Origin of the sequence: Symbioplanes lichenis, assembly GCF_030709675.1 — a bacterium.
GTDB lineage: Bacteria > Actinomycetota > Actinomycetes > Mycobacteriales > Micromonosporaceae > Actinoplanes > Actinoplanes lichenis.
In genome coordinates this window covers 131,554-157,818 of the sequence record NZ_JAUZQD010000009.1, presented here as the reverse complement: position 1 = coordinate 157,818, position 26,265 = coordinate 131,554, and the positions used below count along the sequence as shown (strand labels likewise).

30 protein-coding genes are annotated in these 26,265 nt (G+C 72.4%); 23 read left to right on the top strand and 7 right to left on the bottom strand.

Going from position 1 to position 26,265, the window contains the following annotated elements:
• Nucleotides 1-78 precede the first annotated feature (78 nt).
• From RAN62_RS22665 to RAN62_RS22635, 7 genes are all read left to right on the top strand, one after another.
• Nucleotides 79-381: an urease subunit gamma gene (locus tag RAN62_RS22665; RefSeq protein ID WP_305786728.1), complete on the top strand. Its 303-nt coding sequence runs from the start codon at nt 79-81 to the stop codon at nt 379-381.
• Nucleotides 378-752 (top strand): urease subunit beta, encoded by a 375-nt coding sequence (locus tag RAN62_RS22660; RefSeq protein WP_305786727.1) that lies wholly within the window; start codon nt 378-380, stop codon nt 750-752. Before RAN62_RS22665 ends, RAN62_RS22660 begins: the two co-directional genes overlap by 4 nt.
• Nucleotides 749-2,467, top strand: a complete 1,719-nt coding sequence (locus tag RAN62_RS22655) for an urease subunit alpha (RefSeq protein ID WP_305786726.1) — start codon at nt 749-751, stop codon at nt 2,465-2,467. Before RAN62_RS22660 ends, RAN62_RS22655 begins: the two co-directional genes overlap by 4 nt.
• Complete coding sequence (locus RAN62_RS22650; protein ID WP_305786725.1) at nt 2,467-3,105, top strand: urease accessory protein UreF; 639 nt, start codon at nt 2,467-2,469, stop codon at nt 3,103-3,105. The genes RAN62_RS22655 and RAN62_RS22650 overlap by 1 nt, the downstream gene beginning before the upstream one ends.
• Nucleotides 3,095-3,829 (top strand): urease accessory protein UreG, encoded by a 735-nt coding sequence (gene ureG, locus RAN62_RS22645; RefSeq protein WP_305786724.1) that lies wholly within the window; start codon nt 3,095-3,097, stop codon nt 3,827-3,829. Before RAN62_RS22650 ends, ureG begins: the two co-directional genes overlap by 11 nt.
• Nucleotides 3,801-4,547 (top strand): urease accessory protein UreD, encoded by a 747-nt coding sequence (locus RAN62_RS22640; protein ID WP_305786723.1) that lies wholly within the window; start codon nt 3,801-3,803, stop codon nt 4,545-4,547. The genes ureG and RAN62_RS22640 overlap by 29 nt, the downstream gene beginning before the upstream one ends.
• Before the next feature lie 282 nt (nt 4,548-4,829).
• The gene (locus RAN62_RS22635; RefSeq protein ID WP_305786722.1) at nt 4,830-5,621 is read left to right on the top strand and encodes a hypothetical protein; all 792 of its coding nucleotides are present in this window, start codon (nt 4,830-4,832) and stop codon (nt 5,619-5,621) included.
• Nucleotides 5,622-5,668: 47 nt separating this feature from the next.
• Here RAN62_RS22635 and RAN62_RS22630 read toward each other — a convergent pair whose 3' ends face one another.
• Together RAN62_RS22630 and RAN62_RS22625 are read right to left on the bottom strand one after the other, a co-directional pair.
• Nucleotides 5,669-6,271, bottom strand: a complete 603-nt coding sequence (locus RAN62_RS22630; protein WP_305786721.1) for a LysE family translocator — start codon at nt 6,269-6,271, stop codon at nt 5,669-5,671.
• 37 nt (nt 6,272-6,308) lie between these two features.
• The gene (locus RAN62_RS22625; protein ID WP_305786720.1) at nt 6,309-7,040 is read right to left on the bottom strand and encodes a dienelactone hydrolase family protein; all 732 of its coding nucleotides are present in this window, start codon (nt 7,038-7,040) and stop codon (nt 6,309-6,311) included.
• 71 nt (nt 7,041-7,111) lie between these two features.
• Between RAN62_RS22625 and RAN62_RS22620 the strand changes: the two genes are divergently transcribed.
• The 3 genes from RAN62_RS22620 (at nt 7,112) to RAN62_RS22610 (ending at nt 8,506) form a co-directional block, all read left to right on the top strand.
• The gene (locus RAN62_RS22620; protein ID WP_305786719.1) at nt 7,112-7,531 is read left to right on the top strand and encodes a nitroreductase family deazaflavin-dependent oxidoreductase; all 420 of its coding nucleotides are present in this window, start codon (nt 7,112-7,114) and stop codon (nt 7,529-7,531) included.
• 44 nt (nt 7,532-7,575) lie between these two features.
• Nucleotides 7,576-7,977, top strand: a complete 402-nt coding sequence (locus RAN62_RS22615; RefSeq protein WP_305786718.1) for a GNAT family N-acetyltransferase — start codon at nt 7,576-7,578, stop codon at nt 7,975-7,977.
• Nucleotides 7,978-8,041: 64 nt separating this feature from the next.
• Nucleotides 8,042-8,506, top strand: a complete 465-nt coding sequence (locus RAN62_RS22610; protein ID WP_305786717.1) for a GvpU-like protein — start codon at nt 8,042-8,044, stop codon at nt 8,504-8,506.
• Between the two features lie 39 nt (nt 8,507-8,545).
• On the opposite strand, the gene RAN62_RS22605 is transcribed toward RAN62_RS22610, so the two are convergent.
• From RAN62_RS22605 to RAN62_RS22595, 3 genes are read right to left on the bottom strand one after another with little or no spacing between them, the layout of a single operon-like run.
• Nucleotides 8,546-8,923 (bottom strand): RidA family protein, encoded by a 378-nt coding sequence (locus RAN62_RS22605; protein ID WP_305786716.1) that lies wholly within the window; start codon nt 8,921-8,923, stop codon nt 8,546-8,548.
• Between the two features lie 10 nt (nt 8,924-8,933).
• Entirely contained in the window at nt 8,934-10,115 is a 1,182-nt protein-coding gene (locus RAN62_RS22600) for an amidohydrolase/deacetylase family metallohydrolase (protein WP_305786715.1), read from the bottom strand.
• Entirely contained in the window at nt 10,112-11,407 is a 1,296-nt protein-coding gene (locus RAN62_RS22595) for a transcriptional regulator (RefSeq protein ID WP_305786714.1), read from the bottom strand. Before RAN62_RS22595 ends, RAN62_RS22600 begins: the two co-directional genes overlap by 4 nt.
• A 74-nt stretch (nt 11,408-11,481) precedes the next feature.
• Here RAN62_RS22595 and RAN62_RS22590 point away from each other — a divergent pair, with 74 nt between their 5' ends.
• The 5 genes from RAN62_RS22590 to RAN62_RS22570 all read left to right on the top strand — a co-directional run bounded on the left by RAN62_RS22590 (nt 11,482) and on the right by RAN62_RS22570 (nt 17,010).
• The gene (locus tag RAN62_RS22590; RefSeq protein WP_305786713.1) at nt 11,482-12,621 is read left to right on the top strand and encodes an alanine racemase; all 1,140 of its coding nucleotides are present in this window, start codon (nt 11,482-11,484) and stop codon (nt 12,619-12,621) included.
• Nucleotides 12,622-12,705: 84 nt separating this feature from the next.
• Complete coding sequence (locus tag RAN62_RS22585) at nt 12,706-13,953, top strand: extracellular solute-binding protein (protein ID WP_305786712.1); 1,248 nt, start codon at nt 12,706-12,708, stop codon at nt 13,951-13,953.
• Nucleotides 13,950-14,825, top strand: coding sequence for a carbohydrate ABC transporter permease (locus RAN62_RS22580; RefSeq protein ID WP_305786711.1), 876 nt, complete (start codon nt 13,950-13,952; stop codon nt 14,823-14,825). Before RAN62_RS22585 ends, RAN62_RS22580 begins: the two co-directional genes overlap by 4 nt.
• Nucleotides 14,822-15,634 (top strand): carbohydrate ABC transporter permease, encoded by an 813-nt coding sequence (locus tag RAN62_RS22575; RefSeq protein ID WP_305786710.1) that lies wholly within the window; start codon nt 14,822-14,824, stop codon nt 15,632-15,634. Before RAN62_RS22580 ends, RAN62_RS22575 begins: the two co-directional genes overlap by 4 nt.
• On the top strand, nt 15,631-17,010 hold the full coding sequence (locus RAN62_RS22570) for a beta-N-acetylhexosaminidase (RefSeq protein ID WP_305786709.1): 1,380 nt from the start codon (nt 15,631-15,633) through the stop codon (nt 17,008-17,010). The genes RAN62_RS22575 and RAN62_RS22570 overlap by 4 nt, the downstream gene beginning before the upstream one ends.
• A 46-nt stretch (nt 17,011-17,056) precedes the next feature.
• On the opposite strand, the gene RAN62_RS22565 is transcribed toward RAN62_RS22570, so the two are convergent.
• Nucleotides 17,057-17,602 (bottom strand): hypothetical protein, encoded by a 546-nt coding sequence (locus RAN62_RS22565; RefSeq protein WP_305786708.1) that lies wholly within the window; start codon nt 17,600-17,602, stop codon nt 17,057-17,059.
• 239 nt (nt 17,603-17,841) lie between these two features.
• Between RAN62_RS22565 and RAN62_RS22560 the strand changes: the two genes are divergently transcribed.
• From RAN62_RS22560 to RAN62_RS22540, 5 genes are all read left to right on the top strand, one after another.
• Nucleotides 17,842-18,270 (top strand): hemerythrin domain-containing protein, encoded by a 429-nt coding sequence (locus RAN62_RS22560; RefSeq protein WP_305786938.1) that lies wholly within the window; start codon nt 17,842-17,844, stop codon nt 18,268-18,270.
• Nucleotides 18,271-18,291: 21 nt separating this feature from the next.
• A complete protein-coding gene (locus RAN62_RS22555; RefSeq protein WP_305786707.1) occupies nt 18,292-18,708 on the top strand; it encodes a hypothetical protein in 417 nt (138 codons plus the stop codon).
• Nucleotides 18,705-19,682 (top strand): coiled-coil domain-containing protein, encoded by a 978-nt coding sequence (locus RAN62_RS22550; protein WP_305786706.1) that lies wholly within the window; start codon nt 18,705-18,707, stop codon nt 19,680-19,682. Before RAN62_RS22555 ends, RAN62_RS22550 begins: the two co-directional genes overlap by 4 nt.
• Entirely contained in the window at nt 19,679-20,401 is a 723-nt protein-coding gene (locus RAN62_RS22545; RefSeq protein ID WP_305786705.1) for a 2-phosphosulfolactate phosphatase, read from the top strand. Before RAN62_RS22550 ends, RAN62_RS22545 begins: the two co-directional genes overlap by 4 nt.
• A 92-nt stretch (nt 20,402-20,493) precedes the next feature.
• Nucleotides 20,494-22,023: an MFS transporter gene (locus tag RAN62_RS22540; RefSeq protein ID WP_305786704.1), complete on the top strand. Its 1,530-nt coding sequence runs from the start codon at nt 20,494-20,496 to the stop codon at nt 22,021-22,023.
• A 2-nt stretch (nt 22,024-22,025) separates the two neighbouring features.
• Here the strand turns inward: RAN62_RS22540 and RAN62_RS22535 are convergent, their stop codons facing one another.
• Nucleotides 22,026-23,048: an Lrp/AsnC family transcriptional regulator gene (locus tag RAN62_RS22535; RefSeq protein ID WP_305786703.1), complete on the bottom strand. Its 1,023-nt coding sequence runs from the start codon at nt 23,046-23,048 to the stop codon at nt 22,026-22,028.
• Nucleotides 23,049-23,248: 200 nt separating this feature from the next.
• Between RAN62_RS22535 and RAN62_RS22530 the strand changes: the two genes are divergently transcribed.
• From RAN62_RS22530 to RAN62_RS22520, 3 genes are read left to right on the top strand one after another with little or no spacing between them, the layout of a single operon-like run.
• Nucleotides 23,249-23,566 (top strand): hypothetical protein, encoded by a 318-nt coding sequence (locus tag RAN62_RS22530; protein WP_305786702.1) that lies wholly within the window; start codon nt 23,249-23,251, stop codon nt 23,564-23,566.
• A 46-nt stretch (nt 23,567-23,612) separates the two neighbouring features.
• Nucleotides 23,613-25,424 carry an aspartate--tRNA ligase gene (gene aspS / locus RAN62_RS22525; protein WP_305786701.1) on the top strand — a complete coding sequence of 604 codons (1,812 nt, stop codon included), beginning with the start codon at nt 23,613-23,615 and terminating at the stop codon, nt 25,422-25,424.
• Nucleotides 25,421-26,245, top strand: a complete 825-nt coding sequence (locus RAN62_RS22520; RefSeq protein WP_305786700.1) for an SDR family oxidoreductase — start codon at nt 25,421-25,423, stop codon at nt 26,243-26,245. Before aspS ends, RAN62_RS22520 begins: the two co-directional genes overlap by 4 nt.
• Nucleotides 26,246-26,265 lie beyond the last annotated feature (20 nt).

Below are 26,265 nucleotides of genomic sequence, written 5' to 3'. Positions count from 1 at the left end.
CGATCTTGGGACGATCACCCGGGGTAACACGAAGGAAACCTGGGGCTGCAAGCATCGGCGACGATCAGGGGAGGTGCGGTGTTCCTCAGCCAGCACGAGCAAGAGCGGCTGCTCATCCACGTGGCGGCGGACGTCGCCCGGCGCCGGCAGGAACGGGGGCTGAGGCTCAACCACCCCGAGGCGACGGCGATCATCACGGCGTTCCTGCTCGAGGGCGCGCGCGACGGGCGTACGGTCGCCGAGCTGATGGACGCCGGCCGGCGCGTGCTGACCCGCGACGACGTCATGGAGGGCGTGCCCGAGATGCTGGCCGAGGTGCAGGTCGAGGCGACCTTCCCGGACGGGACCAAGCTCGTCACCGTGCACGGGCCGATCGCATGATCCCCGGTCAGGTGTTCTACGGCGGCGGGGCCGTCGAGATCAATCCAGGTCGGCCGGTGCTCGGGCTCACCGTGCGGAACACCGGTGACCGGCCGGTCCAGGTCGGCTCGCACTTCCACTTCGCCGAGGCGAACGCCGCCCTCGACTTCGACCGCGACGCCGCGTGGGGTCATCGGCTGGCGGTGCCCGCGGGGACGTCCGTGCGGTTCGAGCCGGGGATGCCGCGCGACGTGACGCTCGTACCCCTGGCCGGTCGTCGCATCGTGCCCGGCCTGCGGGGACTGGCCGGTGGGCCGCTCGACCCGTCGCCGCGCGAGGACATCGAGCCGGCCGGCTCGCTCGACGAGGAACTGCCGGGGGATCTGCGATGACCAGTCTCGACCGCGCCCGGTACGCGGCGCTCTACGGCCCGACGGCCGGCGACCGCATCCGGCTCGCCGACACCAACCTGCTCATCGAGATCACCGAGGACCGCAGCGCCGGCCCGGTGCCCGGCGACGAGGTGGTCTTCGGCGGCGGCAAGGTGATCCGCGAGTCGATGGGCCAGTCGCGCGCCACCCGGGCCGAGGGCACCCCGGACACGGTCATCACCGGCGCCGTGATCCTCGACCACTGGGGCGTCATCAAGGCCGACATCGGCATCCGCGACGGGCGCATCACCGCGATCGGCAAGGCCGGCAACCCCGACACCATGGACGGCGTGCACCCCGAGCTGGTCATCGGCGCGGGCACCGAGATCATCGCCGGCAACGGCAAGATCCTCACCGCGGGCGCGATCGACAGCCACGTGCACCTGATCAGCCCGACGATCCTCGACACCGCGCTGGCCGCCGGCATCACGACCATCATCGGCGGCGGCACCGGCCCGGCCGAGGGCACCAAGGCCACCACGGTCACGCCCAGCTCCTGGTACCTCGCCCGGATGCTCGAGTCGCTGGACCATTGGCCGATCAACGTGCTGCTGCTGGGCAAGGGCAACACCATGAGCGAGGAGTCGCTCTGGGAGCAGCTGCGCGGCGGTGCGGGGGGCTTCAAACTGCACGAGGACTGGGGTACGACACCCGCGGTCATCGACGCCGCGCTGAAGGTGGCCGACGCGTCGGGCGTCCAGGTCGCCATCCACACGGACACGCTGAACGAGGCCGGGTTCGTGGAGGAGACGCTCGCCGCGATCGCCGGGCGCTCGATCCACGCGTACCACACGGAGGGGGCCGGGGGCGGGCACGCGCCCGACATCATCACGGTCGCCTCGCACCCCAACGTGCTGCCGTCGTCGACCAACCCGACCCGCCCCTACACCCGCAACACCCTCAGCGAGCACCTCGACATGCTGATGGTCTGCCACCACCTCAACTCGGCGGTGCCCGAGGACCTGGCGTTCGCCGAGAGCCGCATCCGGCCGTCCACGATGGCGGCCGAGGACCTGCTCCACGACCTGGGCGCCATCGCCATGATCGGGTCGGACTCGCAGGCCATGGGGCGCGTCGGCGAGGTCGTCATGCGGACCTGGCAGACCGCCCACGTCATGAAAGCCCGCCGGGGCACCCTGCCCGGCGACGGTCCGGCCGACAACCACAGAGCCCGCCGGTACGTCGCCAAGTACACGATCAACCCGGCGATCGCGCACGGCCTGGCCGAGCAGGTGGGCTCGGTGGAGCCCGGCAAGCTCGCCGACCTCGTGCTGTGGGACCCGGCGTTCTTCGGCGTGCGGCCGGCGCTCGTCATCAAGGGCGGCATGATCGCCTCCGCGCAGATGGGCGACGCCAACGCCTCGATCCCGACGCCGCAGCCGGTGCTGCCCCGGCCGATGTTCGGCGCGTACGGGGTCGTGCCCGCCCAGACATCCGTCGCGTTCGTCGCCGAGGCCGCCATCGACGCGCTGCTGGGCGATCGGATCGGCGTCAAGCGCGCGCTGGTGCCGGTCGCGAACACCCGCTCGGTGGGCAAGGCGGACCTGCCGCTCAACGACGCGTTGCCGCGCATCGAGGTGGACGCGGACACGTTTGAGGTGCGGGTCGACGGCGAGGTCATCGAGCCGGACCCGGTGACCGAGCTGCCCATGGCCCAGCGGTACCACCTGTTCTGATGTCGTCGCTGGCCACGCTGCTCGTCCTGGCCGACGGGCGCCTGCCGTCGGGCGGGCACGCGCACTCCGGCGGCCTGGAGGCCCAGGTCGCCGCCGGGCGGGTGCGGTCGCTGGGGGATGTCGAGGGTTTCCTGCGGGGCCGGCTGCACACGGCCGGTCTCGTGGCGGCCGCCTTCGCCGCGGCCGCTGTTGCCGGGCGTGTCGCCGACCTCGACGCCGGCCTCGACGCGCGGACGCCTTCGCCCGCTTTGCGTCGCGCGTCGCGGGCTCAGGGCCGGGCGTTGCTGCGAGCCGGGCGCGCCATGTGGTCTCTGCCGGCCTTCCGGGATCTGCATCACCCTGTCGCTCTCGGCGTGCTGGCCGCCGCCGCGGGTCTGCGGCCGCTGGACGCTGCCGTCGCCGCCGCGCACGGCGTGGTGACCGGTCCCGCGAGCGCCGCGGTGCGGTTGCTCGGCCTGGACCCGTACCAGGTGCACGCGCTCCTGGCCCGCCTGGCGCCGTCCTGCGACGAGATCGCCGCGTCCGCCGTCTCCTTCGTCCATGCCCCGGCCGACGACCTGCCGGCCGCGGGCGCCCCACTGCTCGACATCGGCGCCGAGCTGCACGCCACCTGGGAGGTGCGTCTCTTTGCATCCTGACTCTCTTTCGCAGCACGACCATCCGCACGATCCCGACGAGGTCCCGCACACCCACCCGGAAGCGGGCGTCGATCCGCACACGCCGCTGGCGGGCGGCCCGCGCGCGCTGCGCGTCGGCATCGGCGGGCCGGTCGGCTCGGGCAAGACCGCCCTGGTCGCGGCGCTGTGCCGGGCGCTCGGCGGGGAGCTGCGGCTGGCCGTGGTGACCAATGACATCTACACCACCGAGGACGCCGACTTCCTGCTGCGCAACGGCGTGCTCCCGGCCGAGCGCATCCGCGCGGTCGAGACCGGCTGCTGCCCGCACACCGCGATCCGCGACGACATCTCCGCCAACCTGGACGCGGTCGAGGACCTCGAGGCCGAGCTGGGCCCGCTCGACCTGGTCCTGGTCGAGAGCGGCGGCGACAACCTGACGGCGACGTTCAGCAAGGGCCTGATCGACAAGCAGATCTTCGTGGTCGATGTGGCCGGCGGCGACAAGGTGCCCCGCAAGGGCGGCCCCGGCGTGACCACGGCCGACCTGCTGGTCATCAACAAGACCGACCTGGCCCCGCTGGTCGGCGCCGACCTGTCGGTGATGGACCGGGACGCGCGGGCGCGCCGCGGCGACCTGCCGACGGTCTTCCAGTCCCTGACCGAGGACCGCAACGCCACCGCCGTGGCCGACTGGATCCGCGGCCTGGTCGCGTCCGATGCGCTCTCGGGCACGCCTAGTCGCTGAGGAGGACGGCCGCGGCGGCACCCGCCCGGCCGTCCTGCACGGCGAGTCACCCCTGCTCCTGCGCCGCACCGGCCCCCGCGGCGGCGACCTGACGGTCCACCTGGTCGGAGGCGCCGCCGGCCCGCTCCGCGGCGACGACCTGCGCCTGGACATCGAGGTGGGCCCGGGCGCCCACCTGACCGTCCACAGCGTCGCCGCGCAGCTGGCCCTGCCCGGCCGCCCGGGCCTGCCGCCGTCCCGCTACGAGATCCACGCCACCGTGGCGGCCGGCGCCACCCTGCGCTGGACCCCGGAACCCCTCATCGCCGCGGCCGGCTGCGACCACCACACCCGTACGGTCGTCGACGTAGCCGAGGGCGGCACCCTCCTCTGGCGCGACGACCTGGTCTGCGGCCGCCACCACGAACCCTCCGGCGCGGTCCTGAGCGACACAACCGTCCGCTACGCCGGCCGCACCCTCTACCGCCACGAACTCCACGTCGGCCCGTCCGCCCCCGCCTGGTCCGCCGCTGCCATTCTGGGGGGCGCCCAGGCCCTCGGCACGATCGTCCTCGCCGGCCCCGCCCTGCCCGAACCCCGCCTCCTGCCCGGCGAGGCCGCCCTCATGCCTCTGGCCGGCCCCGGCCTGCTCGCCACCGCCGTCGGCCCCGACATCCGCGCCGTCCGCCGCGCCCTCGACCCGCTGAGCGAGGGGCAGTATTCGCTGCGACCTGTTTGATCGGTTCACTCGAAAGGCGGAACGGACATGGGCCCCGAACCGGTAGTATCGCCGCCGTGGCTGAGCTCGCCAGCGCACGAAAAAGGGGGAAGCGGCCTGACGGCGACTCCTCCCACCATGAGGGTGTCCTGAGCGAGGGCTCCGTCGAACACCTCGGCGATTTGCCTGGTCGGCCGGGTCAAGCGTGACGTCGGACTGGGAACGGAGCGCCAACGGGGAAAGATCGTCGGCGGTATCAGCCGCAAGCTGGTACCAGGCGGTCATGACGCCATCGCGCTGCAGATGGTCATCGAGCAGGCCGAGCCGGACTACCTCCGTCGGTGGGCCGACGAGGTGCGGCGGTCGCAACCCAGCGCCGAAGTGGTCTCCCGTGCTGTCGGCAGTTACCTGCTGGACGCGGGCGCGGTGTTCGACTTGAGTCTCTCGGCTGAACTCGACTCGGTCCTCGAACTGCTCGAGCCGCTGGATCGGGGCACACCGGCTGCCGCGATCGCGGGAAGCTGGGCCGCCATGGAAGCACTCTTCATCGGTCCGGGCGACGGCCGGAACAGAGTGATCGCGGCCAACCGGATGGCACGAATCGTGGCGTGCAGTTACGTCCGGGCAGAATTGACGGCCCTCGCCAACGCGTACGCGGACAACTCCGACGAGCTGGCAGCGGCGATTCGTCGCTGTGCGGTCAACATCGACCGCGCGAGATTGTTCGAGGACGCTCTCAAGTCCCGGTCCGCTCCGGCTTTCGAGGTCGCCCGTCATCGGCTGGCCCTCGAGCGCATGCGAAGCCTGACAGTGGATCCGGGGCGGGTGATGCCGCGCATCGTCGCCCAGCTCGAAGATGCCTTCAGGCGGCTGTCCAGACAGCGCAACCTCATCGTGCACGCCGGTGACCTGACCTCGATCGCCCTGTCGGGAACGCTGCGGACGGTGGCACCGCTCGTCGGCGCGGGCATCGACCGGATCGTGCACGCCAGCGCGGTGGGAGGAAGGTCACCACTTGAGGTCGCCGCGATGGCGGAGACGAATCGGGATCGTGTCGTGGACGGTGACGCCCGCTTGGTGGAGTTGCTCGGCTGAACGACCTCGTACGGTTCGCCGCGCCCTCGACCCGCTGGGCGGGGCGGTCAGCGCACGCTCGTCACAGCCAGCCGCACGCTGAAGCCGAGCAGGGCGACACCGCTCGCCCCGTCCAGCCCGCGCCGGACGCGCGGGCGCGACAACAGTCCCCGGACGGCGGCCGTCAGCGTGGCGACGGTGGCGAACCAAGCCACGGTGATCGTCACGGCGATCGCTGCCACGGTGACGCTGTCGGCGACCGTGGGGCGGTCCGGCAGGAACTGGGGCGCCAGCGCGACGAAGAAGACCGCCGCCTTGGGGTTGAGGACGTTGCACAGCACCCCGTCGCGAAACGCCGTCCACCCGGGACGGCTCGCCCCTGTCTCGGGGAGCGCGCCGGGCGTGGACGGTCGCCGGCGCAGCGCCGACCACAACGCCCCGGCGCCCAGGTAGGCGAGGTACGCGGTGCCGGCGACCCGGATGACCAGGAGCGCCGCGGGCACGTTCGCGACGAGGGCGGCGACGCCCGTGGCGGCGGCGAGGGCCCAGCCCAGCACCCCGGTGGCGATGCCGGCCGCGGCGGCGACCCCGGCGGCCCGGCCGGAGGTCACCGCGTGCCGGAGCACCAGGGTGAAGTCCGGGCCGGGGGACATCGCGCCCAGGAGCAGCACCCGGCGAGGGCGAGGATCTGGCCCGTGGTCATCGCCGTCAACGGGCGGTGAAGAAGGAGACCGCCTCGGTCAGCGCCAGGTCGGTCAGCTCCGGGTCGTGCCGGGCGCCGATGTCGCGCATGAAGGCGTGCTCCCCGCCCGCGTACACGTGGAACTCGGTGTCTGTCAGCCCGGCACCGTAGAGCGCCGCGATGGTCTGCAAGCGGGCGTCGGCCGGGACGTGCGGGTCCTGGGAGCCGAAGATGACCAGCAGCCGGCCGTGGATGTCGGCCGCGCGCTGCAGGGAGTCGGCGGTGTCCGCGCCGAGGGCGCCGTTGTGCAGGCCGGTGGGGTAGAAGCAGACCGTGGCGGCGACGCGCGGGTCGAAGGCGGCGCGGAAGGCGAGGTGGCCGCCGAGACAGAAGCCCGTGGCCAGCAGCGTCGTGGTGTCGTCGCGGTTCTCCAAGTGGTCGAGCACGGCGATCCGGTCCTCGTCGAACCGCGCCGTCGTCGTGGCCGCGGCGCCCGCCAGACCGCGCTGCTTGCCCTCGTCGTCGAACTCCAGCACCACGCCGCCCAGCTCGCCGTGCGGGTAGATCTCGGGCACGGCCACCACGAACCCGCTCGACGCCAGCCGCCGGGCCGTGCGCAGCGTCGACTCGGTCAGCTGGAAGATGTCCGTGTAGAGCACCACGCCCGGCAGCGGACCGGACCCCACGGGCCGGATGACGATCGTGCGGATCGGGCCCGCGGGCGCCGGGATGTGCAGCTCTTCCTCGCGCAACTTCATGCGAGGGACCCTATCGGCGGCGCCCGGCGAAACCCGGATCAACTCACCGCCACGTGGGTAACGTCGCAGTCATGACTTCCGCCACCGACCTGCACGGCGACGCCCACGTCGACCGCTACCTCGAGACCGACGGCGAGGACGGCTACCTCTGGCGCAACGGGACGACGATCCTGATCCTCTTCACCCGGGGCCGCAAGACCGGCGAGCAGCGCCGCCATGCCCTCATCTTCCGCGAGCACCGGGGCGCCTACCTGGTCGTCGCGTCCAAGGGCGGCGCTCCCGAGCCCCCGGCCTGGTTCCTCAACCTCGAGGCGGACCCGGCCGTCGAGGTGCAGATCAAGGGCGACCGCTTCGCCGCGACCGCCCGCGTGGCGACGCCGGAGGAGAAGCCGGCGATGTGGGCGGCGATGAACGAAGTGTGGCCCGACTACGACGAATACCAGAAGAGGACCACGCGCGAGATCCCCGTCGTGGTCCTGGACCGGAACTGACCCAAGGGGCACCACCCGCGGCGTCCGCTTGCGACACTGACCGGATGAATGTCGAGCTGGTGCCCCGCTTCACCGTCGACGACGCCGAGCTGAGCGCCCTGCACGCCCGCGCCTTCGGCAACGATCCCGCCGAGATCCAGCCGTGGTCCGAGCGCTTGCACCGGCACGCGCTCACGTGGCTCGGGGCCTTCGCCGGTGACCGTCTCACCGGCTTCGTCTACGTGGCCTGGGACGGCGGCACCCACGCCTTCCTCCTCGACCCCGTCGTCGACCCCGCCCACCGCCACCAGGGCCTCGGCACCGCCCTGGTCAAAGCCGCCGCCGACGCCGCCCGCGCCGCCGGCTGCACCTGGCTCCACGTCGACTTCGAGCCCCACCTCAAGCCGTTCTACCTCGAAGAATGCGGCTTCCGCGCCACCGCCGCCGGCCTCCTCCGCCTCCCATAGCCGTCCCCTCGCGCACCCGGAGCCGAAGCGGTGACCAAGAGGTGGCCTTGATCGTTGGGCAGACGTGACTGACGATGACGGGACGCTCGTGCGGGTGGCTTCGCTGCCCGTGGACTGGACGCTGCAGATTCTCGTCGACGAGGTGAACGAGGACGGCAAGGAGCCGCAGAAACTGCTGCTCGCCGTGCACGGGGCCGTCATCGCGGGGACGCTCGTGGCGGAGGCCGACTGGCTGGCGGGGCAGGGGTTTCTGCCCTTCGCGGAGCAGTCGCGGGGGCGGCTGGCCCGGCGCCGGGAGCTGCTCGCGCAGGTCGCCGCCAAGGAGACGCGCGAGCAGCTCACCGCGGACGAGCGGGCCGCCGTCGACGGGGGTGCCGCGTTTCTGCACCTGATCGACGTCATCGTGCTCGACGGGTCGCCGGCGTTGACGACCCTGTCCGGCGCGCGGACGAGCTGGCGCTTCCGGCTGTCCGATGTGTCCGGCTGGTCCCCGGCCGAGGTGACGCTGGAGCCGGCCCGGTCCAGCTGACCCGCCCCCGAGCCGGCCGCAGCGCAGGAGCGGAGGGGCTCAGCCCACGTAGAGGACGGCGTCGATCTCGATGTCGAAGCCGACGAGCGGCACCGGCAGCGTCGTGCGTACCGGCAGGTTGTCGCCCTTGATGTATTCGGCGTAGATCGTGTTCATCTCCGCGAAGTCCCCGAAGTCGCGCAGGTAGACCCCGACCCGGACGGCGTCGTCGAGCGAGGCCCCGGCGGCCTCGGCGACCGCGGCCAGGTTGCGGAAGGCCGCGTGGGCCTGCTCGGCGAAGCTGCCCGTGACCCGGGTGCCGTCCGGCAGCGCGGGCACGCACCCGGCGAGATAGATGGTGTCGCCGGCGACGACGGCCTTGGAGTAGGGGCCGCCGGCGGGGGCAGCCTGAGGGGCTTGAACTGCGCGTTTGGGCATGGGCAGGATCCTATCGGGGGAATTGTTCGGCCAGGCCGTCGACGCCCACGAGCGGCGCGGACAGCAGGGTGCGGAGGTCCCGGTCGCGGCGGGTGAGGGCGGCCCGTTGCGCGTCGGTCAGCGGCACCCACGGCGGCACCGGGCCGGGCAGGACCGGCGGGAGGAGGCGCCCGCCGACATAGGTGGCCTCGTTGACCAGGCGCAGCGGCGACCGCCGGACCTGGCGGTGGGCGTCGGCCAGCTCGAACGAGCCCTCCTCGAGCCGGAAGACGGCGATGTCGGCCGGCGCCCCGACGTCGAGCGTGCCGCCGGGCAGGCCGAGCGCGCGGGCCGGGTGGGTGGTCACGGCGGCGAGCACCTCCGGCAGCGGCATCCCCAGGGCGAGGAGCTTGGCCATGGTGGTGGGCAGGTCGAAGACGGGCCCGTGCAGCGACCGGGCGTGGAGATCGGTCGAGATGGTGTACGGCCGGAGCCCCGCCGCCAGCTGAGCGGCGGCCACGTCGAAGGCGAAACCCCCGGAGCCGTGCCCGATGTCGAACAGCACCCCGCGCCGATGGGCCGCCACCACCGCCGGTCCGAGCGGCGCCGCGATGCCTGAGGCGCAGTGCGTGACGATGTCGCCGGGGCGCAGCACGTCGAGCACCTCGTCGAGCTCCGGCGGTGTGGCCCCGATGTGGACCATCACGGGGATCCCGCACGCCTCGGCCACCCGCAGGCCCCGGCGCAGTGGTTCGATGCCGTTGCCGCCGACGGTCTCGCGGTCGATGCGTACCTTGATGCCGCGCACGCGATCGCGATGCGCCCGCACGGTCTCGATCGCCAGCCCGACGTCGCAGTGCGCGAGGTCGCGGCTCTCCCCGGTCCGCCCGGCCAGCCCGATCGCCGAGATGTTGAGCAGGACAGGCACCCGAACGATATGGCAGAGATGTCCGACGAGGGTGAAAGCCCCCATCGACCCGGCGTCGACCCACGTGGTCACCCCGGTCCGCCACGCGAGAGCCGCGGGATCGATCCCCCAGTAGCCCGGCCCCACATGCGTGTGCAGGTCGATCAGCCCCGGCGTGACGAGCAGCCCCCGCACATCGTGCACCACGGCGCCGTCCAGATCAGGCCCGGTGGCCGCCACGAGTCCGTTGTGGACCGCCAGATCGCCGTCCGGCGCGCCGCCGCGCAGCACCAGGTCGTACGTCATGGGGTGTCCAGGGCCGAGGTGATCGCGAGCCGGTAGAGGCGCGTCGGCCGGCCCTTGCGGTGCAGCTGGCTGCTGCCGTCGTCGACGGCCAGCGCGGACGAGCTGAGCTTGCGGATCAGCCGCCGCCCGCTCGGGTCGGTGATGCCCAGCGACCGGGCCAGGTCGCTGGGCGAGACGGGCCGGCCCGCGAGGCTGCGCTCGATGGCGGCCAGCCGCGACAGTGTGGCGGGGCTGAGCCCGACCCGCCCGGCGAGCGCCTCGATCCCGCCGTGCTCCCGGTACGTGTACGCGAGTGGCGCCCCGCTCGTCCCCATCGGCCCGATCATCAGCCCGTTGTCGGCGATCAGGTAGGCGCCCGGATCGGTGTCCTGCTCGGCACGCGCGGCGGCCCGTTCGGCCAGCGCCACGGACACCCGGGCCGAGGACCCCACCCCGAAACCCGCCACCGCCCGTACGCCCAGAGCGGTCCGCGCCTCGGCCAGCACCGGCAGCGTGACCCACCGGTGCGTGAGCGTTTCGAACAAAGCGGCATGAGCGAACACGACGACACCCCGGCGCCCCCGGTTGTCGATCCACGCGTCCGCGAACTCGGGCGTGTTGAGCAGCAGGTGGTGCAGGCCGACGCGGGCCCGGTCGACGTCGGCCCCGGGCGCCGCGACGAGGAAGATGCCGGCCGCGAAGCGCTGACCGTCGGCCTGCTTGGTGCGCACCCGCGACGCCAGCTCGTGCAGGTCGGCGCGGATGGTGCCCGGGGTGGCGAGCGCGTTGAGCACGGTCACCGGCCCGTCCAGCGCGGCGGCGACCCCGGTGCGGACGCTGATCACGTACGGGGCGCCGCTCGCCGCCAGTGCGGACCGGTGGAAGGCGACCACGTCGGCGATGGGCTGCTCGGGATCGAACGGCAGGCAGGCGATGGCGTCGCGGTCCAGCTCCAGGGCCGTCGCGACCTCGTCGACCGTCTCCCGCGTGAACGTGTCGATGCTCACCGGGGTGGCCGGCCAGCCGTGGCCCCGGGCCCGTGTCCAGGCCAGGGCCAGGTCGAGCGCGGCCGAGCGGGTCACGGACACGGGCAGGCCGTCGGGGAGCAGGTCACGGCACCGGGCGTACGGGACCAGGCCGAGCAGGAGCCCGTCGAGCTGCCCGGCGGCGAGCAGCCCGGCCACCGCGTCCCGGATCTGGTCCTCGCGCTCGTAGACCGCCCAGGCGAACGTCACCCCGGTCAGCGTGCGGGCCGCCTCCTCGAAACGGGCGCGATGGCCGGCGTGCAGCACGAGCCCGATCGTCAGCGCCAAAGCAGATCTCCCGAACCGTAGTGGCTCGTAAGTGGTCCGTAGTAGCTTTCCGGCAAGACACGGTGGAGGTCAAGATGATTCTCGATGTTCCCGAGGCGACGATCGACTGGCGGGCCAAGGGCTTCTGGCAACCCGAGGGCGAGGTGAGCGTCCGCGACTTCGTGGCGGCGAAGCACACCCTCTTCGACGGCTCGTTCACGTGGCCGCTGATGGTCGTCCGCGACTCGGCGGTGCGGGCCAACATCGCGACCATGGCGGACTACGCGCGGCGGCACGGCTTCTCGTTCGCCCCGCACGCCAAGACGTCGATGGCTCCGAGCCTGCTCGAGGCGCAGCTGGAGGCGGGCGCGTGGGCCCAGACGGCGGCGACCGCGAACCAAGCGCTCGTGCTGCGCCGCCTCGGTGTGCCCCGGGTGCTCATCGCGAACGAGGTGCTCGACCCGACCGCCCTGCGCTGGCTCGCCGCCGAGTCCCGGAAGGGCTGGGAGGTCTACGTCCAGGTCGACTCCGTGCGGGGCGCCGAGGCGGCCGGCGACCTGCCCGTGCTGATCGAGGTCGGACATGCGAACGGGCGCACCGGGTGCCGGACGGTGGCCGACGTCGTCGCCGTGGCCGAGAAGGCCCGCCATCCCGTCGGAGTCACGGCCTACGAAGGCGGGCTGAACTCGGCCGAGGAGGTCGACGCCTTCCTGGCGACGCAGGTCGAGGCGGTCAAGGCGATCGCCGACCGGCTGCCGGCGGAGGTGATCGTCTCGGCCGGCGGCAGCGCGTGGTTCGACCGGGTCGTCGCCGCGCTCGAGGGCCAGTGGCTGCCCGGGCACACGATCCGGGCGGTGCTGCGCAGCGGCGCGTCGGTCACCCACGACGAGGGTCTCTACCAGGAGAAGACACCGTTCAACCGGGTCGCCGAGGGGTCGCTGACGGCGGCGCTGGAGATCCACGCGCAGGTGCTCTCCACGCCCGAGCCCGGGCTGGCGATCGTCGGCATGGGCCGCCGGGACGTGCCCTTCGACAACGGGCTGCCGACCACTTCCGCCGGGGAGGTGGTCCAGCTCAACGACCATCACGCGTACGTCCGGAGCACCTCGCTCGCCGTCGGTGACCTGGTCCGGTTCGGACTGTCGCACCCGTGCACGGCCTTCGACAAGTGGCGCTACATCCCGGTCGCCGACGATGACGACGTGGTGGTCGACGTGTTGCACACGTATTTCTAGGCTTGACGATCGTCCGTCCGACCAGGACAGTGGGGGCACCTGAGGCAACGAACCACTTACGAACCACGTTCGGGAGTGACCGCCATGAGACTCCGCCTGGCCACGGCCGCCGCCCTCGCTCTCACGCTCACCGCCTGCGCCCCCTCGACCTCGTCGCCGTCCGGCACGCCGTCGGACGGTGGCGCGCGTACCGGAACGCTCAAGGTCTGGCTCTTCGACGAGCCGAACCGCGCGCCCAAGGAGAAAGTCGTGCAGGAGGCGGTCGCGGAGTTCACCGCGAGCCATCCCGGCACGAGCGTCGACGTCCAGTACATCGCCGTCGACACGCGCAGCGAGCGCTTCAAGGGCGCCTTCAACGACCCGGGCAGCGCGCCCGACGTGGTCGAATACGGCAACACCGACCTTCCTGAGTACGCCGCCGCGGGTGGCCTGGCCGACGTCGGCGCCATCGCGGACGCGGACCTGACCGCCGACGCCCGGGCCAGCGCGACGTACGAGGGCACTCTGCTCGGGGTCCCCTGGTACCTCGGCGTCCGGGCCCTCTACTACCGCACGGACGTGTTCCAGGAGCTCGGGCTGAAGGTGCCCGCCACCCTGGCCGAGGTCACGACCACGGCCCGGACGATCCGGACGAAGAAGCCGGAGCTGTTCGGGCTCGCGGTCGGCGGCAAGTACACGTACGCGGCGATGCCGTTCGTGTGGGCGCACGGCGGCGAGATCACGGATCTCGACTCGGCGCCGGCGCGGGCGGGGCTGAGGGCGTACACGGATCTGATCAAGCCGGACAACTGCCCGCCGCAGCAGTGCGCGGACCTGACCGGCGGCAAGACCGTGGACCTCTTCGCGAGCGGCAAGGCCGCGATGGGCATCCTCGGCAACTTCAACCGGGCGGCCGTGGACGCGGGCGCCGCCAAGGGCAAATATGCCGTCGTGCCGCTGCCCGGCGTCACGGCGGGCTCGGTCGCCCCGGCCTTCGCGGGCGGCAACAACCTCGGCATCATGAAGAACGCGCAGCGCCCGGCCCTGGCCGCCGACTTCCTCACCCTGCTGGCGAGCAAGAAATACCAGGCCCGGATGTACGACGCCATGGGCAACCTGCCGACGCTGAAGTCCGCGAGCGACGAGGTCGCCGGCCAAGACCCGTTCGTCAAGCCGTTCCTGGACACGATCGCCGCCGGCACCAAGTTCGTGCCGCTCGACCCGGGCTGGGGCAAGATCGACGCGGGCGCCGTACTGCCGACGATGATCGAGAAGGTGGCCACCGGGAAGGCGACAGTGGAGCAGGCCACCGCCGACGCCGCCCAGCAGATCGACGCGGCCCTGACCAAGTGAGGTCCCGCTTCACGGCCCTGTGGCTGCTGCTGCCCGCCGCCCTGGTGCTGGCCGCGCTGTTCGCCTATCCGATGTACCAGCTCGGGCTCATCTCGGTGCTGGACTTCACGCAGGCGCAGGTCAGCGGCGGGCAGCCGACCCGATTCGTCGGCCTGGACAACTACACGCGGCTGCTGGGCGACGGGCAGTTCTGGTCGGTGCTGCTGGCCACGGTCGGATTCGCCGCGGCGTGTGTGATCGCCACCCTGGCCGTGGGGGCCGCGCTGGCCGTACTCCTCACTCGCGTCAGCCGGATCCCCCGCCTGCTGCTGTCGCTCGCCGCGATGGCCGCGTGGGCGGTGCCCGCGGTGAGCGGGTCGACGGTGTGGATGTTCCTCTTCGACACCGACCTCGGCTTCGTCAACCAGCTGCTCGGGCTCGACGGCTACAACTGGTTCTACGGCCGCTACACCGCCTTCGCCCTGGTCGGCGCCGCGGTCGTCTGGGCGGCGTTCCCGTTCGTGATGGTCACGCTCTACGCCGGCATCTCGGCCATCCCGGGCTCGGTGGTCGAGGCGGCGGCGCTCGACGGCGCGAGCACGTGGCGGGCCTTCTGGCAGATCATCGTGCCGATGCTGCGCCCGGTGCTGGCGATCGTCGTCATCCAGTCGATCATCTGGGACTTCAAGATCTTCACCCAGATCTACGTGATGACCCGCGGCGGCGGCCTCGCGGGCCAGAACCTCACCCTCAACGTGTACGCCTACCAGCAGGCGTTCGCCTCGAGCGAGTACGGCCTCGGCTCGGCGATCGGCGTCGTGATGATGCTCATCCTGCTGGCCGTGACGCTGCTCTACCTCCGCACCCTGCGCCGATCGGGAGAGCCGTTGTGAGACGTGTCCTCGACACGCTGGCCGTGGCGATCGCGGTCGTCGTCGTCTTCCCGATCTACTGGATGGTGCTCGCCGCCGTGAAGCCGGCCGGCGAGATTCAGTCCCTCCACCAGCGCCCGTGGACCCTGGCGCCGTCGCTCGACGCCTTCCGCCGGGTGCTCGCCGTCAACGACTTCGGCCGCTACTTCCTCAACAGCCTCCTCGTCGCCCTGGTCGTCGTGGCGATCTCCGGTGTCCTCGCCTTCCTCGCCGCCGTGGCCCTCACCCGGTTTCGTTTCCGCCTGCGCACAACCGTGCTCGTGCTCTTCCTCGTGGCGCAGATGGTGCCGGTCGAGGCGCTGACCATCCCGCTCTTCTTCCTCGTACGCGACCTGGGCGCCCTGAACACGCTCGGCTCGCTGATGCTCGTGCACACCGCGTTCACGCTGCCCTTCGCGATCTGGATGCTCCGCGGCTTCGTCGCCGCCGTGCCCGACGAGCTCGACGAGGCGGCCCAGCTCGACGGGGCGTCGCGCTTCACGGTGCTGTGGCGGATCCTGTTCCCGCTCGTGGCGCCCGGGCTCGCCGCCACGAGCGTGTTCAGCTTCATCCACGCGTGGAACGACTTCCTGTTCGCCCGTACCTTCATCATCAGCGCGACCGGCAACCAGACCTTGCCCATGGCCTTGCTGGTCTTCTTCAAGCCGGACCAGAACGACTGGGGCGCCATCATGGCCGCGTCGACCCTGATGACCCTGCCGGTGCTGGTGTTCTTCCTGCTCGTCCGCCGGCGTCTGGTCGCCGGCCTGGGCGGGGCGGTGAAGGATTGATCCCCCGTCCGTCCGGCGTCTTCTCCCCGGGCGGCTACGTGCTCGACATCGCGTCCGCCGGCGTCACCGTCTCGGCCGACTCGCCGGCCGGAGTCTTCTACGCTCAGCAGACTCTGCGTCAGCTGCCAGATTCTTTCGTGGGCCGGATCGAGGACGGGCCGCGATTTGCCTGGCGCGGCGTGATGCTCGACGTGGCGCGGCACTTCATGCCGGTGCCGGACGTCCTCCGCTTCCTCGACCTGATGGCCATCCACAAGCTCAACGTCCTCCACCTGCACCTCACCGACGACCAGGGCTGGCGTCTCGAGGTGCCCGGGTGGCCGCGCTTGACCTCGGTCGGCGCGTGGCGACCCCGGTCGATGCGCGGGTCCCGGCAGCACGGCCTGTACGACGACACGCCGCACGGCGGGTGCTATACCGCCGCTGATTTGCGGCGCCTTGTTGCGTATGCGTCGTCTTTGTTCATCTCGATCGTGCCCGAGGTCGACATGCCCGGGCACATGCAGGCGGCGCTGGCCGCGTATCCCGCGCTGGGTTCCGCCTCCGCCTCCTCCTCTTCCGCCGCCGCCTCTTCCTCCGGTGGCGCTTCGCCGTCCTTTGCGGGCGAGGTCATGACCGCGTGGGGCGTGTCCCCCTTCGCCCTCACCCTGACGTCGTCCACCATGGACTTCGTCCGAGCGGTTCTCACCCAAGTGTGCGACATCTTCCCGTCCCCCTTGATCGGCATCGGCGGCGACGAGGTCTCCGCGGACATCTCAGCCGTCGTGGCCTTCGCCGCCGAAGTCCTGGCCTCCCACGGCCGCCGCGTCTACGCCTGGGACGACATCCTCACCGCCGGCGCCCCCGCCGACGCGGTCATCGCCGCGTGGCGTGGCACCCTCCCGGCCGTGGCCGCCACCCGGGCCGGCCACCAGGTGGTCTCCTGCCCCGACATGAGCTGCTACCTCGACTACCGCCAGTCCGACGACCCGGCCGAACCCACCCCCGTCGGCACCCGCCTCACCCTCGACGACCTCTACGCCTTCGACCCCGTCCCCCCAGGCGCCGACCCGGCCCTGATCCTGGGTGCTCAGGCCAATATCTGGACCGAGCACATGGAGAACGCCCGCCGCGTCGACTACATGGCCTTCCCTCGTCTCTGCGCCTTCGCCGAAAAGGTCTGGTCCCCACCCGGCGGCAACTCGCCCGACTTCCACCGCCGCCTCGCTGACCACCTGCCGCGCCTGGACGCCCTCGGCGTGAACTACCGGCCGCTGTCGGGTCCCCGCCCGTCCGATGCCCGCCCGGACGCCCCGGGCAACCCCCGCACCCACGCCGACCGAGAAGCTGAACTCGCCGAGATGACCGCGCCCCTGCGGAAGCGATTTCCGCTCTGAGCGCGCCTCTACGCGTACTCGGGCTGTGCGGTAGCGCGCGACGTGGTCACGGTTCGGGCAGTTTCGGCTCCGGCAGGGCGCGCGGGGGCAGCTCGAAAGAGCTGAAGTCGAGCTCGGGCAGCGTCCTGTCCTGGTACGCGGCTCGCGCCGTATCGACCAGGTTCGGCAACGCCACGACGGTGCCCGCGACCAGCACGCCCAGGCTCAGCGCGCCGGAGGTTTCGTCCTGGGAGCGCAAGCGTTCGGCATAGCTGAGTGCCAGGTCTTCTTCGTTGAGATAGCGGTAGCAGATCGCCAGCAGGGCGAGGATCCGCAGATAGCGCTGTTCCAGCATGACGTAATTCCGCGCCCGGAGCACGAACTGCCGCCGGCCACCAGATCCGGTGACCTTCCTTCGGAGAGCGGCCTCCGCGCCCTCCAGGTGATTGACGGCCGACCATACCTGCGCCTGCCGGTCCCGGGCTCCGGCGGCCTTCCCCAGAGCGCCGAGTGCCGCCTCGACGTTGATCTCGGCCAGCGCCTCGGCCAGCGGTCCGCCCTCGACGAAGCGCACGACCGTGCCGGCTGCCTTGACGCTCGCGAGCAGATCCATCGCCGCAACTTCCTGAGGGGGTGGCGTGCGCCCGGGCGACCCGAACCGGTGCCCGAATCTGCCTTCAAGGTAAGCCGGGTGCGGCGCGGAGCAAGTCCTTCGTCGTCGATCGGACGGGGGGCGCTCGGCGCCGGCCACCCGATGCGATGGTCGATGCGCGGGCTGCTTGACCGGGCGGGCGGGGTTTGATCGGATGATGGCAGCGTCGCGGTGTACCCGGCACACAGGCCGCCGTGGGCATGGAGGCGCGGGACCATGGGATTTCCGTGGACGATCGTGAATCGGCCGAGTGGGCGCGCTTTGCCGCCTTCGGCACTCAGCTCGTCGCCGTGCATCAGCGGCTGCGGGACATGCTCGATGATCTGCAGGACGGCGTCGTGCTGTCGTGTGTGGGGTTCTGTGCCGCGTTGACGGCGCATCACACGCAGGAGGATCGGGAGGTTTTCCCTCTCCTCGCGGCGAAGCATCCGGAGTTGCGGGACTTCCTGGGCCAGTTGCGGCGCGACCACGAGGTGATCGCCGCGATGCTGCGGGAGGAGCCGCTTGATCTCGGGGCGCTGACGGCCGTACTCCGGACGCATTTTGCGGGTGAGGAGAAGCGGCTCGTCGATGTGCTGAACTCTTCCGTGGGATTGACCCCCCTCACCAGCGCCTTAGAGTTTGAGTAGCGCTGAGTGACGGGGGGCCGGGTGGGTTCGGACGTACGGGACAGGCTGGCCGCGCGGCACCGGGAGCTCGTGTCGCGGCATGAGGTGCTGGGGCGCGAGCCGGAGGACAGCGGGCGCTACGAGGATCTGCTCGAGCGGGTGTTCGACGCCGGCGACGATCTGTTACGGGTGGTCGACGAGGCCGAGTCGCGGGCGGCGCGGATCCGGCGGCTGGCGGCGACCGGGCTGCTGATGGCCGGGCTCGTCACGGCCGGGCTGGTGGCGGGCGGGGTGCTGCCGGCGTGGGCCCTCGCCGGGGTGGTGCTCGCCGTCGCGGCCGCCGCCGCGTTGTGGCTGACCGCGCATCCGGGCCGGGAGCCGCTGCGCGAGCCCCCGGCGGTGCCGAAGCAGCGCGAGCCCGAAGCCGCGACGCAGCCACAGAGGAGCGAGGTGGAATGAGCCCCGACGCCCCCGGCGACCTGGCCCGCGTCGCGGAGTCGCTGCGCAACGAGATCCAGCGGAAGAGCAACACGTTGAAGCGCGTGCTCGAGGAGCAGATCAAGGAGAACGCGCGGACCGCCGACCGCCGGCATCGGGAGCTCACGCAACGGTGCGATCAGGCCGACGAGCGGCTGGCCCGGACGGCCGAGGCGCAGGACGAGCTCGGGCGGCGGATCGACGAGGAGCTGGGCGGGGCGCGGCGCGCGATCGAGCGGCTGACCGCGGACGTGCGGGTGTTCGAGGGGCGGCTGCTGCGCGAGCAGGGGGTGCAGCCCGTCGATCTGGACACCGTGCCGGACGAGTGGGTGCGGCTCGTCACGCAGGTGCGCGAGGCGGAGCAGATCCGTTCCGGGATCCTCGGGGAGGAGGCCCGGGCGGGCCACCGCCGGCTGCTCCGGGAGTACGCCGACCTGCGCGAGCTGACGGCGCAGAGCCGGTCGTGCGCGTTCGACGCCAGCCGGCGACTGGCGGCGGCCCGGCTGGGGGGACGGGCGTTCCGGCAGGCCGCGCGCTCGTACCGTACTCATCGGGCCCGGTTCCGCGAACGGGATGCGCTGCTGCGCGACCAGCGGACGGCCGTGGCCGTCGCCGAGGAGGAGCTGGAGCGGGACAAGCAGCGCCGGGAGGCGTACAGGCAAAGGCGCGGCGACGACGCGGTGGCCGACCTGACCGCCCACATCCGCCGCCGGGTGAAGTCGGCCGTGGAGTCGCACGCGTTCTTCCCGGCCTGGTTCAGCATCGAGCTGGCGCACCGGCCGGCGCCGGGCCGCAGCGACGAGTGGGTGGAGGCGGCGGCGCAGCTGGTGCTCTATCGGGTGACTTATCAGGTGACGCACGGGGTGCAGGCCCTCGGCGACGCGCCCGAAGACGGGAGTTACCGGGCGGAACGGTACGGCACGGTGCGCGCCGCTCTGCGACGATTGGCCGAATGACCGTCACCTTCGACTGGGGTCCGCAGGGCGCCCGGTCGCTCGCTCCCCACGCGACAGTTGTCGCCGTGGTCGATGTGCTGTCGTTCACCACGACGCTGACCGTGGCGCTGGACCGGGGGATCAGTGTCGCGCCCTACCCGTGGCGCGACGAGTCGGCCGTACGTTTCGCCGCCCGGCACGACGCCGTGCTGGCGGTCGGCCGCCGGGAGCACGGCCCGGTCAGCCTGTCGCCCGCCACGGTCCGCGCGGCGCGGGGGATCGAGCGCCTGGTGCTGCCGTCGCCCAACGGCGCGACCATCTCCGCCCTGCTGGGGGAGTACGACGCGACCGTCGTCGGGGTCTCGCTGCGCAACGCGGCGTCGGCCGCTGCCTACGTCACGACCTTGGGGGGTACGGTCGCCGTGGTCGCCTCCGGCGAACGCTGGCCCGACGGATCCCTGCGCCCGGCCGTCGAGGACCTCTGGGGCGCGGGCGCGTTCCTGCACCACCTCGCGCCGTCCTCCGCGTCGCCGGAAGCGCGCAGTGCCATCGGGGCTTACCGGGCCGTGTCGGATGTGCTGTCCGAGTCGCTGCATGCCTGTTTCAGCGGCCTCGAACTCATCGACTACGGCTTCCCGCAGGATGTCGCCGTGGCCGCCGAGGCCGGGCAGAGCGACGTCGTGCCGGTGCTGCGCGACGGCTGGTACGTGGCGGATCCGGGCCCCGCGCCAGCCGCCTGAGGAGGATTCCGACGCTGGACGCTTCTTGACTGGTGCCGCGCGGGTGCCGTCCGTGATCGTTAAGTGGTCACGGAAAGTCAAGGAGAAGAACCATGCGCAAGTGGTGGCCGCTCGTCACTGTCTGCCTCGGCACGTTCATGCTGCTCATCGATGTCACCATCGTGAACGTCGCCCTGCCGCCCATGGCGGTGGACCTGCACACGTCGTTCACGGCCCTGCAGTGGGTCGTCGACGGCTACGCATTGTCATTGGCCGTGCTGCTGCTCGGCGCCGGGGCGCTCGGCGACCGCTACGGCCACCGGCGCCTCTACGCGATCGGGCTCGTCGTCTTCGCCCTCGCGTCGCTGGCCTGCGGGCTGGCCACCGGCGGCGGCACTCTGATCGCCGCCCGGGTGGTGCAGGGCGTCGGCGCGGCGGCCATGTTCACCACGACGTTCGCGCTGCTCAACGGGGCTTACCAGGGGCGTGAGCGCGGGGTGGCGTACGGCGTCTGGGGTGGGGTCTCGGGCGCCGCGGCGGCCATCGGCCCGGTCCTCGGCGGCCTGCTCACCGACGGGATCAACTGGCGCTGGATCTTCTTCGTCAACCTGCCCATCAGCGTGGCGGCCGTCGTGCTGACCTTCGTGGTGCTGCGCGCCGACCAGGGCAACCGCCGCGGCACGTTCGACTACGCCGGAACGGTCACCTTCACCGTGGCGGCGACGGCCCTCACCTTGGCGGTCATCCGCGCGAACACCGAGGGCTGGACCGCCTTCGCCACGTGGGGCCTGCTGCTGCTCAGCGCGGTCGGCCTGCTCGCCTTCGTCCTCGTCGAGCGGCGCGTCGCCCACCCGATGCTCGACCTGGCCCTGCTCCGCAACCGCTCCTTCGGCGGCATCCTCGTCGGCGCCCTGCTCGTCAACATGGCCGCGTTCGCCGCGTTCACGTACACCTCGATCTGGCTCCAGACGATCGTCGGCCTCTCCCCGCTGCGCGCCGGCCTGGTCGGCCTGCCCATGTCGATCGTGTCGGTCGTCGTCTCGGGCATCGCGGGAGCACGCCTGCACGGCCGGTCCCCGCGCATCATCATCGGTACGGGCCTCCTCCTCATCGGCGCCGGCTCGGCCCTGACCGCGCTGCTCCTCGGCCCCGACTCGAGCTGGCCCGCCCTGCTCGCCGGCTACGCGGTCATCGGCGCCGGCGTCGGCCTCGTCATGCCCACCCTGGCCGAGGCGGCGATGGCGTCGGTGCCCCGCGAGCGCAGCGGCATGGCGGCCGGCGCCGTCAACACCGCCCGCCAGCTGGGCTTCGCGATCGGCATCGCCCTGCTGGGCACCGCTTTCGCGGGCCGGGCCCGGGCCCACCTGACCGACGCGGGCGCCCCCAACCCGTCGGACACCGCCCACGGCCTCGCCGGCGGCCAGGCCCAGCGCATCCTGGCCGCCGTCCCGGCCGACGTCCGCGCCACTGTGGACAACGCCCTCCACGGCGCCTCGATCGCCGGCCTGGACGCGGCGTTCCTGGTGGCGGCGGGAGCGGGCATCCTCGCGGGCATCGCGGTGCTGGCCTTGGTCCGCCCGGCGCGCCCGGCTGCGGGTCCCAGCGCCCCCGCTCCCGGGAAGGCGCCCGCCGTCACGCACTGACCCTAGACGACCGGGCCGCGGAGGATGCCGTTCTCGACGAGGGAGACGGCCTGCTTGACGCGGGTGAAGACCGGGACCGCCTCGCAGGTGTGGACTTCGGCGATCGCGGCGATGTCGGTGGTCAGGTAGCGGTAGAGGGCCGGGGCGTCCGGGCACAGCGCGATCGCCACCAGGGAGGCCGCGCCGGTCACCGCGGCGGCCCAGGCCAGGGGGGTGTGGTCGGCGAGGCGGGCGCCCACGGTGGCGAGGTCGGTGGGGGAGATCGTGAACCACAGGTGGGCGACCGCGCGGAAGCCGAGGGCGTTGACCGAGGTGTCGAGGTCGAAGCGGAGCAGGCCGGACTCGGTGAGGGTGCTCAGGCGGAGGGCGGCCTTGCGCTGGGTCCAGCCGGTCGCCTCGGCCAGGGCGGCATAGCTGGCCCGGCCGTCGTGGGCGAGCGCCACCAGCAGGGGCCGGTCCTCGGGGGTGAGTTCGATGCCGGCGGGGGAGACGGGGGCGGGGGACTCGTCGGCCAGCAGCTCGCGGCGCTGGTCGGTGCCGAGCTTGTCGTCGCCGGTGATCCAGTCGGCTTCGCCGCGGCCCACGAAGCGGTGCAGGACCTGGTGGGTGCTGAGCGACAGGACGTTCGCGGCGCGGGGAAGGTGGGCGAGCAGGCCCTCGGAGGAATTCTCGTCGACGAGGGCCTGGCAGGTCAGCTCGGCGCCGCCCGCGCCGACGGCGACCCAGCTGGTGTCGGTGCGGCGGGCGAGGGCGGCGGCCGTCGTCGCGGCGGTGCCGGGGCGGCAGGCGATGCGGAGCATCCAGGAGCTGGTGCCGGGGAGCAGCGAGCGGTCGGCCACGCCGAAGACGCGGACGAGGCCGTGCGAGCGCATCCGCTGGTAGCGGCGGGCGACCGTCTGCTCGGAGACGTCGAGCACCGCGGCCAGTCGGGCGAAGGGCACCCGCGGCGCGAGCGTCAGGCCATGGAGGATCTGCCGGTCCAGCCGGTCGATGGTGGCGGTTTCCCGAGGTGTACGCGCCGGCACGCCCGAAATCCTACGCCCGCGCGCGAAAAGAAGTCCTCTGCTCGTGCGCGGAACGATGGCGCCGCGTCGCACGGGTACGGCGCTGGAGGTCACGCGCGACGCGACCGGATCGGGGGATGGGCCGGCGCCGGTTTCGACCGTTACGGTGGGTGCGCGGCGTTTTCGCGGCATCCGTGCGCCCTCGACCTCCGGAGTCCTCCATGTCGGTGTTCCGCGCGTCGAACTCGAAGACCACCCACCGGCCCCGCACGGAGTTTCCCGACGGGCCGACCGAGCGCCTCGCCCCCGTCGAGCCCGTGCCGGCGCAGCCCCGGACCGGAGTCGCCGTGGCGATCCTGCTCGCCATGCTGGCCCTGATCGTGGCGGTCGCCGCCCTCCTCGTGGCGTGGCGGGCGACGGAGCGAAGCGCGCGGATGAACACGACGAATGCGCACGGGGTTGCGTACACGGGAAAGGGAATGACCCCGCAGCGGCCGGCGGCGTCGCAGGGTGGCGGGGTGAGCGTGCGGCGCGCCTGACAGAATGACGGTCGCGCCCCGTGAACCTGTGTGAGGAGAGCTTTCCGTGATCCGTACCCATGAAGCCGGCAGCCTGCGGGCCGAGCACGCCGGCCAGACGGTGACGCTCGCCGGGTGGGTGGCCCGCCGGCGCGACCACGGCGGCGTGATCTTCGTCGATCTGCGTGACGCCTCGGGCATCGTGCAGGTGGTCTTCCGCGAGGAGGACGCGCACGCGCTGCGCAACGAGTTCTGCGTGAAGGTCACCGGCGAGGTCCGGGCCCGGCCCGAGGGCAACGACAACCCGGAGCTGGCCACCGGCGCGATCGAGGTCGCCGCCGCCGAGCTGGCCGTGCTGTCCGAGGCCGCGCCGCTGCCGCTGCCCGTCGACGACACGATCACCGCGTCGGACGACCTCCGCCTGAAGTACCGCTATCTCGACCTGCGGCGCTCCGGCCCGGCGAGCGCGCTCAAGCTGCGCAGCCGCGCCAACCAGATCGCCCGCGAGGTGCTGCACGCCCGCGACTTCAACGAGATCGAGACGCCGACCCTGACCCGGTCGACGCCCGAGGGCGCCCGCGACTTCCTGGTGCCGGTCCGGCTGCAGCCCGGCACCTGGTACGCGCTGCCGCAGTCCCCGCAGCTCTTCAAGCAGCTGCTCATGGTGGCCGGCATGGAGCGCTACTACCAGATCGCGCGCTGCTACCGCGACGAGGACTTCCGCGCCGACCGGCAGCCCGAGTTCACCCAGCTCGACATCGAGATGTCCTTCGTCACCCAGGAGGACATCATCGAGCTCGGCGAGGAACTCGTGTCGAAGCTGTGGGGCGAGCTGGCCGGCTACGAGGTGCAGCTCCCGATCCCGCGCCTCACCTGGACCGACGCGATGAACCGCTACGGTTCCGACAAGCCCGACCTGCGCTACGGCGTCGAGCTGACCGAGCTGACCTCCTACCTCGACGGCACGGAGTTCCGCGTGTTCGCCGGTGCGATCGCTGCCGGTGGCTACGTCGGTGCGGTCGTCATGCCCGGCGGCGCGTCGCAGACCCGCAAGGAGCTCGACGGCTGGCAGGACTGGGCCAAGGCGCGCGGCGCCCGGGGCCTGGCCTACGTGACGCTGGACGCATCGACAGGCGAGCCGAAGGGGCCCGTCGCGAAGAACCTTTCCGAGGCGCATCTGTCCGGATTGGCGGATGCGGTCGGGGCCAAGCCGGGCGACGCGGTCTTCTTCGCCGCGTCGGCCGAGCGGCGGGAGGCGCAGGAGCTGCTCGGCGCGGCCCGGATCGAGATCGCCAAGCGCGCCGGCCTGATCGACGAGTCGGCGTGGGCGTTCTGCTGGGTCGTCGACGCGCCCATGTTCGAGAAGACCTCCTCCGACGACGGGCAGGAGAGCGGCTGGACCGCCGTCCACCACCCCTTCACCTCGCCCAACGAGGAGTGGGAGGGCAAGTTCGAGGAGGCGCCCAACAAGGCGCTCGCCTACGCGTACGACATCGTGGTGAACGGCAACGAGATCGGCGGCGGCAGCGTCCGTATCCACCGCGGCGACGTCCAGAAGCGGGTGTTCGACCTGCTCGGGATCACGCCGGAGGAGGCCGAGGACAAGTTCGGCTTCCTGCTCGAGGCGTTCAAGTACGGCCCCCCGCCGCACGCCGGCATCGCGCTGGGCTGGGACCGCACCTGCATGCTGCTGTCCGGCAACGAGTCGATCCGCGAGGTCATCGCCTTCCCGAAGACCCGCGGCGGCTACGACCCGCTGACCACGGCGCCGACCCCGATCACGGCGCAGCAGCGCACCGAGGCCGGCATCGACGCCAAGCCCAAGGCCGCGGCCGCCCCGGGCACCGACGGCGTCGCCGCACCGGTCCTGCCGTCTTGATCACTCTGGTCGTCGGCGCCAGCGGCCATCTCGGCGGTGAGGTGGCCCGCCTGGCGTCGGCGGCCGGGCACGACGTCGTGGGCACGGCCACCACGGCGGCAGGCGGATGGTCACCCCTGGACGTCCGTGACCGCCGGGCGGTGGTCCAGCTCCTTTCGGCGGTACGCCCCCAGCTGGTCGTCAACACCGCCTACCGCGCGTCCGACTGGTCCACCTGTGCCGACGGCGCCGCGAACGTGGCCCTGGCGTCGGCGGCCGTCGGCGCCCGCCTCGTCCACATCTCCACGGACGCCGTCCACGCCGGCCGCCCCGCTGTCTACGCGGACGACGAGCCGCCCTCGCCCGTGTACGCGTACGGTGCCGCCAAGGCCGCCGCCGAAACCGCGGTCCGCGCCATCGACCCGGCCGCCGCCGTGGTCCGCACCTCCCTGATCATCGGCGACGCCCGCAGCAAGCAGGTCACCATGGCCCTGGAGCTGGCCCGCGGCACCCGCCCGGGCTTCCTCCTCACCGACGAGATCCGCCGCCCGATCGACGCCACCGACCTGGCCGCCGCCGTCCTCGAACTCTCCGCCACCGACCACACCGGCCTGCTCAACATCGCCGGCCCCGTCGACATCTCCCGAGCCGACCTGGGCCGCGCCGTCGCCCGAGCCCACGGCCTCGATCCCGCCGCCATCCCCACCCGCACCGTCGCCGAAAGCGGCCTCGGCCCCCGCCCCGCCGACCTCCGCCTCGACAGCACCCGCGCCACCACCCTCCTGACCACCCGCCTCCGCCCGGTCGCCGAAGTCCTCGCCCGGACGTCCGGATTTTCCTGACCTCTTCCCGCCTCCCTTCC

Coding starts and splice junctions, on each gene's coding strand:
- RAN62_RS22660 (WP_305786727.1), top strand. CDS start 378: ATGATCCCCGGTCAGGTGTTCTACGGCGGCGGGGCCGTCGAGATCAAT.
- RAN62_RS22655 (WP_305786726.1), top strand. CDS start 749: ATGACCAGTCTCGACCGCGCCCGGTACGCGGCGCTCTACGGCCCGACG.
- RAN62_RS22650 (WP_305786725.1), top strand. CDS start 2,467: ATGTCGTCGCTGGCCACGCTGCTCGTCCTGGCCGACGGGCGCCTGCCG.
- RAN62_RS22640 (WP_305786723.1), top strand. CDS start 3,801: ATGCGCTCTCGGGCACGCCTAGTCGCTGAGGAGGACGGCCGCGGCGGC.
- RAN62_RS22635 (WP_305786722.1), top strand. CDS start 4,830: ATGGTCATCGAGCAGGCCGAGCCGGACTACCTCCGTCGGTGGGCCGAC.
- RAN62_RS22625 (WP_305786720.1), bottom strand. CDS start 7,040: ATGAAGTTGCGCGAGGAAGAGCTGCACATCCCGGCGCCCGCGGGCCCG.
- RAN62_RS22620 (WP_305786719.1), top strand. CDS start 7,112: ATGACTTCCGCCACCGACCTGCACGGCGACGCCCACGTCGACCGCTAC.
- RAN62_RS22615 (WP_305786718.1), top strand. CDS start 7,576: ATGAATGTCGAGCTGGTGCCCCGCTTCACCGTCGACGACGCCGAGCTG.
- RAN62_RS22605 (WP_305786716.1), bottom strand. CDS start 8,923: ATGCCCAAACGCGCAGTTCAAGCCCCTCAGGCTGCCCCCGCCGGCGGC.
- RAN62_RS22600 (WP_305786715.1), bottom strand. CDS start 10,115: ATGACGTACGACCTGGTGCTGCGCGGCGGCGCGCCGGACGGCGATCTG.
- RAN62_RS22590 (WP_305786713.1), top strand. CDS start 11,482: ATGATTCTCGATGTTCCCGAGGCGACGATCGACTGGCGGGCCAAGGGC.
- RAN62_RS22585 (WP_305786712.1), top strand. CDS start 12,706: ATGAGACTCCGCCTGGCCACGGCCGCCGCCCTCGCTCTCACGCTCACC.
- RAN62_RS22565 (WP_305786708.1), bottom strand. CDS start 17,602: ATGGATCTGCTCGCGAGCGTCAAGGCAGCCGGCACGGTCGTGCGCTTC.
- RAN62_RS22560 (WP_305786938.1), top strand. CDS start 17,842: ATGGAGGCGCGGGACCATGGGATTTCCGTGGACGATCGTGAATCGGCC.
- RAN62_RS22550 (WP_305786706.1), top strand. CDS start 18,705: ATGAGCCCCGACGCCCCCGGCGACCTGGCCCGCGTCGCGGAGTCGCTG.
- RAN62_RS22545 (WP_305786705.1), top strand. CDS start 19,679: ATGACCGTCACCTTCGACTGGGGTCCGCAGGGCGCCCGGTCGCTCGCT.
- RAN62_RS22540 (WP_305786704.1), top strand. CDS start 20,494: ATGCGCAAGTGGTGGCCGCTCGTCACTGTCTGCCTCGGCACGTTCATG.
- RAN62_RS22530 (WP_305786702.1), top strand. CDS start 23,249: ATGTCGGTGTTCCGCGCGTCGAACTCGAAGACCACCCACCGGCCCCGC.